Genomic DNA, 9,824 nt, shown 5'->3' on the forward strand with positions numbered 1-9,824 from the left:
AATATAGTCTAAGTTTCTCCATGTCTATTATACACAAAGTATTTCGATAGTTGAAATAATTTAATTGTCAAGTGACTCAACGAGGAGAGATAGCTCTTCCCAGCGTTCCATTTTTTCTTCTAATGCTGCTTCAAGTGTGAGTTGTTCATCATACGCCAGTCTTACTTTCTCACTGTCACTTCCGGCATCAATGATCGCTTGTTTTTTCGCCTCAATTTTTTCTTCGATTGCACTGATGTCATCTTCAATCGTCTGCCACTCTTTTTGTTCATGATAGGACAGTTTCTTTTTCTTCTTGATCGGTGCGCTCGCTTCTTTTTTAATCACCTTTTGATCTTTCTGGTCTTCTTTGCGGTCCGTTAAGTAATCACTATAGTCACCATAAAACGTGTCAATCACACCCTCATCGGTAAAGACAAATAATTGATCAGCTGTACGGTCTAAAAAATAACGGTCGTGCGAGACACTAATGACCACACCCGGAAATTCATCTAAGTAGTTTTCTAGTATCGCCAAAGTCTCGGTATCTAAATCATTGGTTGGTTCATCAAGGAGTAACACATTCGGTTCCTGCATCAACACATGTAAGAGATAAAGCCTGCGCTTCTCACCACCAGACAGGCGGCGGATAAAGGTTTGTTGCTGAGCGCGATCAAATAAGAACCGCTCCAACATTTGTTCAGCGGTAATGACTTGATCATTTTTCGTATGAATCACATCAGCTGTCTTCCTGATGTAGTCGATGATTTTTAATGCTTCATCCATCTCTGAATGGTCTTGCGTGTAGTAACCAACCTTCACTGTTTCACCAACGCTAATGTCACCCGCATCCGGCGCCATTCGTCCCGCCAACAGATTGAGAAGCGTTGACTTTCCGCTTCCGTTCTTACCGACAATCCCAATCCGGTCATCAGGCTTAATTAAAAAACTGAATGGTTGAAAGAGCGGCGTTTTTTCAAACGTTTTCGTCACATCTGTTAACTCAAACACTTCATCACCTAGACGTGTCCCGCGCAAGTTTAAGTCAACTTCGCGTTGTTTCTTTTCAAACGTTTGCTTTTTCATTTCATGGACTCGGTCAATGCGCGCTTTTTGTTTTGTCGTCCGTGCTTTTACACCGGCTTTTAACCAGGCAATTTCTTTCTTTAAAATGTTTTGATGCTTTTGTTTGCTTTGTTCAGCTAAAGCAAGACGCTCTGCCTTTTTCTCTAAATACGTTTCATAGTTCCCTACATAGCGGTACATCTGCCCTTTATCTAGTTCATAGATTCGATTCGTCACCCGATTTAAGAAATAACGGTCGTGGGTCACGATAATAAGCGCACCCTTATAGCTCGGTAAATATTGTTCTAGCCATTCAATCGAATCGTGATCGAGATGGTTGGTTGGCTCATCTAGTATAAGCAAGTCTGCGGGTTGAATCAGTGCTTTTGCGAGAGCGACCCGTTTTTTTTGCCCTCCCGAAAGTGCGTGAATCGTTTGATGATAATCATGAATACCTAGCTTAGATAAAATCGTTTTCGCCTGCGTTTCATGATCCCAGGCGTTTTCCCGGTCCATTTGTTCTTGAGCTTTTTGGAACGTCTTTAGTTTTTGTTCACTCATCGGGTCTTGTTCCAGACGCATTCGGGCTTGTTCATAGTGATGAAGTGTCTTGATCAAGGGTAAGTCCCCCATATAGATTTCATCTAAGACGGTCAAATCTTCTGATAGCTCAGCTTCTTGGGCTAGATAGCTGACGGTAAAGTCTTTCGGGTGTTTTAATTGACCCTGGTCGGTATCTTCTTTCTCACTAACAATTTTTAAGAAGGTTGACTTACCTGTTCCGTTTACACCGACGAGGCCAATCCGTTCGCCGGTTTCGATGGAAAAACTCACCCCACCTAGTAAGACTTTTTCACCAAATGCTTTATGTAATTGATGTGCTGATAGAATTTCCATAATTATCTCCTTTTTCTCATGTCGCTACTGTTTAGTATAGTATAACTTCCGTCTGTTAAACAAGAAAAAACACAGCACCAGAGCGTTAAGACTGTGTTTTTTCTTTATAATGTCTATGATCGTAATATCTTATAGAATCGGTGAGATTAATCTGGCGACAGATTCTTTAAAGCGAATCCAAGTCGAACGCTTCTTATAATCATCAAGTGAGAGTGTATAACACTCTTTCATATCTAACTCATATTGCTTCAATAGTTTACGTGCCACTTGTTCACTGTACATAAACGCATTTACTTCAAAGTTTAACCGGAAGCTACGCACATCAATGTTGGCAGTACCAACACTCGATAGTTTGCCGTCAACGACAATCGTCTTCGCATGGAGAAAGCCGTTTTCATAAATATGAATTTTGGCACCGGCTTCTAACATATTCCCAACATACGAATAGGTGGCCCAGTAAACAAACGGATGGTCCGGCTTATTCGGAATCATAATCCGGACATCAATCCCTGATAGCGAGGCAATTCGAACAGCATCAGCCAGTGATTCATCCGGAATAAAGTAAGGCGTTTGTATGTAAACATACTCTTCTGCTTCCATAATCATTTTCATATAACCATACTTAATCTGTTCCCAGTCATTATCCGGTCCGCTTGAGACAATCTGCATCCCGACGTTACCTTTTGGTGTGGCAGTATAATAGGCCGGGTCGTATTGCAGTACCTGTTCTTTTGACGCTTGATTCCAGTCTAAAATAAATCGCGTCTGCATATTTCGGACCGCTTCACCGACGACGCGCAAGTGCGTATCACGCCAGTAACCGAACTTTCTTAACTTGCCTAAATATTCATCCCCGATATTAAACCCACCGATATAACCAATCCGGCCATCGATAATAGCGAGTTTGCGGTGGTTTCGGTGATTAATTTTAAGATTAAGCTTCGGAATGATTGAAGGAAAAAATGCTTCAACATGTACCCCCGCTGCTTTTAATGCTTGGATATATTTACGACTAAGGCGTCTGGCACCCATATCATCATATAAAAACCGCACCTCTAATCCTTTTTTAGCCCGGTCAATCAACGCATCGGCGACTTTCCAACCGAGTTCGTCACTACGGACAATATAATAGACGAGATGCACGTGGTGCTTCGCATGTTTAATATCAAATAACAGCTGATCAAACTTTTCCTTCCCGTCATTAAAGATTTTCACATCGTTATGTTGCGTTAAGATTGCATCGTTATTGCGTAAATGTAAATAAAATAAATCTTTATGATGGCGATAGCCTTTTTGAATCGGAAATGAATTTTCTTCAAGCAATTGCAGCTGATTATGCGCAGCTTTTTTAACACCTAACTTACTTTTATTATCCCAAATAAATAATTTGGTATTACTGAGCTTACGCCCAAAGATTAAATACAAAATAAAACCAGCGACCGGGATAAAGGTTAAAACAAGTAACCAAGCCCAAGTTGATGTAGGGTTTTTGCGTTCTAAGAAGACAATCGTGAAAGCTAATACAATATTAAAGACCAATAAGGCCCCAAGTAAAAATGTTGGAACTGTCATTTCCTCACCTCTTTTCTCTCTTATCCATAATATAGCATACCAAAGTGCTCTCATGCACACTTCAAGACACAAGAACCCTAAACCATGTGAAAAGTCATACCTATTTTTTTAGCAGTTAGGTCTCTTTAGCTAGAAGGGTAAGCTAACCAATTCATTCGTATATGTTATACCCGTCAGAGCCGTTTTTTAAGCTTATTATTTCAGCAGTCTCAGTCAAAAAAACTTACGCATAAGCTGCTTCCGGTTATTGCATTACCACTCGTTTTACAATAAGATACTAATATACACAAAAGCGACTACATCAATGTATTTCAATTTAACAATTAATCGAATTATCCATATTATAGTAACATAAAGGAACGAATACAATGGCTCACATGACATTCAAATCATACGCTAGCTTTAAACACATCATCACTCTAACAGATGCTCTTGTCATTTTGATGTTACTCATCATTTCTTTCACACCTCTCGCCATCTTTCACTATAGCTACGCCCAATCTACAAATGATGACGTGGTTGCTTATATTTCCATTGATGGTGACGTTGTTGATGTGTTTACTTTAAGCGAATCAACACCATATGAATTGAAGACGTATTACCCAACAGACAATCAATACAACATCATTGAAGTAGACGGTACCCGAATTCGGGTGAAAGAAGATAATTCACCCGATCAGATTGCCGTAAAAACCGGCTGGATTTCGCGGCCTGGTGAGACAAGTATTTGTCTGCCACATAAATTAATCATCGATATTAGAGGAGAAGTCAGTACCGACGAACCTGCTGATATTAACGCCTACTAACAGGAAATATTCGTTTACATACTTAAATTGATAAAAAATTAAAAAAATTCCGATTAATCACTTGACGAATGTGTAGAAGTTCACTATAATCCATACTAACAACTTAAAACTCTTATTACGAGTGGCTGAGGGAATAGGCCCTGCGACGCCCGGCAACCCCTGCATATGCAGAAAGGTGCTAAATCCTACAGATGTGATATCTGAGAGATAAGAGGAGGACACGCACGGTTAACACCCTCTTCTTATTCTTTTAAGAAGTGGGTGTTTTTTATTCCGCCCATGACTTATTGCTTCCATGCCACTATTATATTCAGTTAAACAAAAATCAACCATTCTTAAGGAGGAATCATTCATGACTTACAATCCCTTTCACATTCAAGGTGCTGAAACACAACTGATTCACGCTGGCCAACAAACCGATCCAACAACTGGCGCTGTCGCTGTCCCAATTTATCAAACAACCGCTTTTTCATTCAAAGACACAGAACATGCGCAAAACCTGTTTGCGCTAAAAGAACCTGGTAATATTTATTCGCGGATAATGAATCCAACCGTTGATGCCTTTGAACAGCGCATCGCCGCAATCGAAGATGGCGTCGCAGCTGTCGGAGTCGCTTCAGGTATGTCAGCGATCACCCTCGCGATTTTAAATGTCGCTGAAGCAGGGGATGAAATTATCACCGATAGTAATCTCTACGGCGGGACCTATAACTTATTCTCCCGGACATTACCGAAATACGGGATTAAGGTCATCTTTGTTGATGGAACCGATCCTGAGAACTTTGAACAAGCAATCACTGCTAAAACAAAAGCAATTTTCGCAGAGACCATTACGAATCCGTCACTGAATGTATTTGATATTGAAGCCGTTAGTGATCTTGCTCATAGCTACGATGTGCCCCTTATTATTGATAACACCTTTGCGACACCTTACGGTGCTAAACCACTCACATTCGGAGCTGATATCGTCATTCACTCAGCTACGAAATGGATTGGTGGCCATGGGACCTCAATGGGTGGTGTCGTTGTCGATGGTGGTCGCTTCAACTGGAATAACGCTCGTTTTAAAGGTTTTACCGAACCTGATGAGTCGTATCACGGTATTCGTTACGGCATTGACGCAGGACCAGCAGCTTTTGCGATTAAATTACGCGTCCAACTGTTGCGTGATATCGGCCCATCACTCAGTCCGCAAAATGCTTTTAACTTACTACAAGGCTTAGAAACACTCAACTTACGGATTAAACGCTACCATGAAAACACAATCCGTGTCGCTGATTATTTAAATAATCACCCACAAGTCGAATGGGTCAACTACCCTGGAAATGAAGATCACCCGGGGCACGCACTCGCAAATAAATACTTGATTGATTACTACGGCTCGGTTATTACTTTTGGTATTAAAGGTGACCGCGAGACCGGAAGACGTGTAATTGACAATGTCAACCTGTTTTATCATGTCGCGAATGTCGGTGATGCGAAGTCGCTGATTATCCATCCAGCATCAACAACACACCAACAATTATCAGCTGAAGGCTTAGCTCAAGCAGGTGTATCAGAACAATTAATCCGACTGTCGATTGGCCTTGAAACCTATCAAGATATTATTGCCGACTTGGACCAAGCCATTGCCAAGGCAACAGAGACAGAACCAACACTCACACCGTCAACCGATGACGCCGTCTACTGGGCACTTCAGTCACCGTTTGCGCGTGAAGATGGTCTTAGACCAAAAGAAATTGTCGTCGTTGGTGACCCGGCCCAACACGGTTGCTTAACGAAAATTAAAAAATTAGGTTTCCACTATAAAACCTTTGCCGAACAAACCGATCTTATTGATATTTTGTTTGTGACCGAGCCAGATCAATTAAATGAGATTCCAGCTCATGCGAAAATCGTCTGGTTTAAAACAAAAGTAGATTACCAAGCGTTAAAACAACAAGCATTAGCAAACAATCAAGTTGTTGTTGAAGGGGCGTGCCTCTATGGTACCGCCAATAAAATTCGCTTAAACCCACGCCGTGATTAATAACGTTTTTAATACTTTCGACTCTCTTTTATATGCTTGAGCTGTCATTTTAACAGCTCAAGCTATTTTTCTTGTCATTTTTTGTTTGATTTGTTATTGAAACGCTGGCTTTGGACTACTATAATAAGAAAGCCCCTTGTTTTAAAACTACCGATAAGGGAATATGACAAAAAGAACTTTTTTAAGGATGGATGTCTTATGAGTTTTTACCGCAAGAAACTACTTATCATTATATTAGTCAGCGTCGTCGCTGTTTTAAGTATCGGCTTTTTTATTTTTAGACCTTTGAACATCTATGAGACAACATCTATTGAACCTGAAGGGGATAATATTCAAGCTGTGATTAACCAAGTCGATGAAAAGGATGAAGAGGTCCAGTCAAATGCGACTGATATATCACTTGACTTAAAAACAGCGGTTGAAGAAACGTTAAAAATCTTCACCCGAACCGATGTCAGAATAACAGCCTTAGGCGACTCCCTCACCCAAGGTGTTGGTGATGAAACAAATAACGAAGGTTATATCGGTGTCTTAAATAACTATTTTGACCAAACAAATACGCGCGTAGACATTGATAACTTTGGTAAGCGTGGTAACCGAACTGATCAATTACTCACCCGGTTAACCGAAGAAGAAGCGATCATTGACTCTATAGAAGAGACTGACATTGTCCTCATAACAATTGGGGCCAATGATTTAATGCAAGTAGTTAAAAATAATGCGTTAAATTTAAATCTCGATGTGTTTAACGAAGAAGAACAAGCCTTTGAAACACGACTCACTGAAATTATCGAGACAATTAATGAGTATAACCCTGGTGCTGAGGTTTATTTACTCGGCTTATTCAACCCGTTTCTTGGCTACTTTGATAATGTGATCGCATTAAATGAGATTTTAACTTCGTGGAATCAAACCGGTAAGGGCGTAATCGAATCTTACCCAAATGGGCATCATATTGATGTATACGACTTGTTCGCGCTTAAAGATATCTCGTTACTCGCCGATGACAACTTCCACCCAAATCAGACAGGTTACAGGTTAATTGGGGCAAGGGTGTATAGCCATATTAAACAAACGATTGAACCACTAACAACAGAGATGAATAGTGAGAATGAATCAACCGAATCCCAATAGATATAGACTGCAGAATGGACTGATGATAGTGAAAGAACGTTTGAACAAATCAATAAAGAAGATGACGACATGGCAACGCCGCTTTATATTACTCGCTGTTATTAACGGGGTGTTACTCGTTACCTTCTTTGTGTTTCTCCTTGCGACACCGCCGGTGTCTGATACGCTACCTAATCCGACCTACCAAGAGGAAGCGGGTGCTAAATTCACAGTAGAAACAACAAAACACGACCTTAATGATTTAATTAATACGTATATTAATCAAGTACTAAAAACAAACCAAGCGAATTTTGATGTTACGGTTGATGAAGATATCGTATTAAATGGCGAACTACTCGCCTTCGGTGTACCGATTCCACTTCGCGTCACAATGGACCCAGTTGTGATGGCTAACGGTGACCTCGTATTAAAAATGAATGACCTCTCCCTCGGGTTGCTTGACTTACCAAGAGGGCGGATTCTTCATTATATTAACCGACAAGTCGAAACACCAGACTGGCTTTATTTTGATTCAGAGAATGAACAAATTTATTTAGCTGTCACGTCGATTGAGGTTGACAGTAACCTTCGATTTAGAGTCGACGCGCTTGATTTATCAACTGACGCCATCATCTTTACTTTTACCGTGCCAAAAAGCGGCGTAGACCAAGACGCCACCTCTTTTGATAACTAGCATAAACCAAAAAACAGCTGCTTCTTTAGAAGTCGGCTGTTTTTTATGTTTCTCTATCTATTTTTAAAAAAGAAAATATATAAACCAATCTGAACGAGACAGATTGGTTTTGGGTATAAGTTATATAATAGCAAGCTTTGATCTTGATTCATATTAACAAAATGTCACAATATAATTAACTCATGCGAAAGAATGAGCGAATCGGCAAACGGAAATTCCGTCGTTTATCTGGCAACTGTAGATACTCTTGTAGTGCCCCCATATAAACAAGTTCTAGCTTGTCCCATTGCCTTAAATCATCTGGTCGGGTTAAACCTGCGCGGATATCTTTCGGATACAAATCAATTTCCTGAAGCATCGTTGCGACGAACTGAGAACAAAAATAAGCATGAGGTCGTTTTACTTCATAATTAATAAAGAATCCGAATAACCCAATAAAATTATAATGGTATAAGTGCTGCATCGATTCAATCATTTGTAGGTGCTGACGTAAAGTTAAATATTGCTCATTAGAGATCTTCAACTCATACACAGCACACATCGACTTATTGAAAAACGGTTCGGTGACGGCTTCTTTTACAAACCCACCAATAAAGGGATTATATGGACGTTTCCGACCAAAGCTATAGACCTCACTTAATTCTTTGTCGAAGGCAATTGAGACATGATTTAAATTCGTTTTAGTATATAAATCAATCGCCTTAGATAATAATGTACCTGTCGATAAAAATAATAAATAGATTGTACGTGTCTCTTTCATAGTTGCCCCCTTTCTTTTCTTACTACTTAGACACCATTAACAAGTAGAAAGTTACTTTTTTTTATGATAAAATAATAAAAATTGATTCACTAATCTTTATCACATATTCTCAGTATAGCATAAAATTATCAAAAAGAAGTCTATTTCATACAATTTTCCAGTCAGCAAACCTTGTGTCTAACCAACAATCAAAACCGAAAGAAGTGGGGTGTTTGTTTATGCAGCGAATTCTTATTCTTGGTAGTCCCGGGACCGGTAAAAGCACCTTGAGCCGCGAACTAAGTCATTCACTACAGATTCCTATCTATCATTTAGATCAGCTATTCTTTGAAGCCGATTGGGTCATCAATAAGACAAAGTTTAACAAACAACTACACGTCATACTAAAACAAGACCGATGGATCATCGACGGCAATTATTCCTCTTCTCTACCTGAACGATTAATACGTGCTGATGTCGTCATTTACCTAGACTATCCGACACCCGTTGCGCTCTTAGGTGTCATTAAACGTTACCTCCAATATAAACATACGACCCGTCCTGATATGGCACCAGGATGTAAGGAACAGCTTCAACCTTCATTTCTTTGGTATGTCTTCACCTTTAAAATTAAGAAAAGAAACCAAACATTTATGCATTTAAAGTCAGCGAATGTTCCGGTCTATTTCTTCCATTCACGTAAAGAAACAAACGTCTTTCTCCAATCACTAAGAAGCTAAACTTTTGTTACTTAACCGCCTTTTTGCTGCTGATGTTTTTTTATATTCCTTCGCCAACCCGTATCTTAACGAACCTACAACAAATAACGCCGTCATAAGAAAAGCTCGGCTAGGCCTCGCCCTTTTTGGGCTAGAGGTTAGCCGAGCTTTTCAATTCTGGATTTTTATAAGTGATGCCATGAAGGCTTGT

At 39.9% G+C, this 9,824-nt stretch carries 8 protein-coding genes and 1 riboswitch; of the genes, 5 read left to right on the plus strand and 3 right to left on the minus strand.

Annotation, left to right across the window (positions count from 1 at the left end; all coding sequences use genetic code 11):
* Positions 1 to 60 precede the first annotated feature (60 nt).
* Together BM098_RS02930 and cls are read right to left on the minus strand one after the other, a co-directional pair.
* Entirely contained in the window at positions 61 to 1,941 is a 1,881-nt protein-coding gene (locus tag BM098_RS02930) for an ABC-F family ATP-binding cassette domain-containing protein (protein WP_089830231.1), read from the minus strand.
* A gap of 129 nt (positions 1,942 to 2,070) precedes the next feature.
* Positions 2,071 to 3,513 (minus strand): cardiolipin synthase, encoded by a 1,443-nt coding sequence (cls, locus tag BM098_RS02935; protein WP_089830233.1) that lies wholly within the window; start codon positions 3,511 to 3,513, stop codon positions 2,071 to 2,073.
* Positions 3,514 to 3,890: 377 nt separating this feature from the next.
* Between cls and BM098_RS02940 the strand changes: the two genes are divergently transcribed.
* From BM098_RS02940 to BM098_RS02955, 4 genes are all read left to right on the plus strand, one after another.
* Positions 3,891 to 4,319 carry a NusG domain II-containing protein gene (locus BM098_RS02940; protein WP_089830251.1) on the plus strand — a complete coding sequence of 143 codons (429 nt, stop codon included), beginning with the start codon at positions 3,891 to 3,893 and terminating at the stop codon, positions 4,317 to 4,319.
* A gap of 109 nt (positions 4,320 to 4,428) precedes the next feature.
* Positions 4,429 to 4,533: riboswitch (SAM riboswitch) on the plus strand.
* A 138-nt stretch (positions 4,534 to 4,671) separates the two neighbouring features.
* Entirely contained in the window at positions 4,672 to 6,348 is a 1,677-nt protein-coding gene (locus BM098_RS02945; RefSeq protein ID WP_089830235.1) for an O-acetylhomoserine aminocarboxypropyltransferase/cysteine synthase family protein, read from the plus strand.
* A gap of 198 nt (positions 6,349 to 6,546) precedes the next feature.
* Positions 6,547 to 7,482: a GDSL-type esterase/lipase family protein gene (locus BM098_RS02950; RefSeq protein WP_089830237.1), complete on the plus strand. Its 936-nt coding sequence runs from the start codon at positions 6,547 to 6,549 to the stop codon at positions 7,480 to 7,482.
* A 61-nt stretch (positions 7,483 to 7,543) separates the two neighbouring features.
* Entirely contained in the window at positions 7,544 to 8,155 is a 612-nt protein-coding gene (locus BM098_RS02955; protein ID WP_234987391.1) for a YpmS family protein, read from the plus strand.
* 175 nt (positions 8,156 to 8,330) lie between these two features.
* On the opposite strand, the gene BM098_RS02960 is transcribed toward BM098_RS02955, so the two are convergent.
* Positions 8,331 to 8,915, minus strand: a complete 585-nt coding sequence (locus BM098_RS02960; RefSeq protein ID WP_089830241.1) for a hypothetical protein — start codon at positions 8,913 to 8,915, stop codon at positions 8,331 to 8,333.
* Between the two features lie 218 nt (positions 8,916 to 9,133).
* On the opposite strand from BM098_RS02960, the gene BM098_RS02965 reads away from it, so the two are divergent.
* Positions 9,134 to 9,634, plus strand: a complete 501-nt coding sequence (locus BM098_RS02965; protein WP_089830243.1) for an AAA family ATPase — start codon at positions 9,134 to 9,136, stop codon at positions 9,632 to 9,634.
* Positions 9,635 to 9,824: the final 190 nt, after the last annotated feature.

The organism is Halolactibacillus halophilus, from assembly GCF_900115605.1.
GTDB classification, from domain to species: Bacteria; Bacillota; Bacilli; order Bacillales; family Amphibacillaceae; genus Halolactibacillus; species Halolactibacillus halophilus.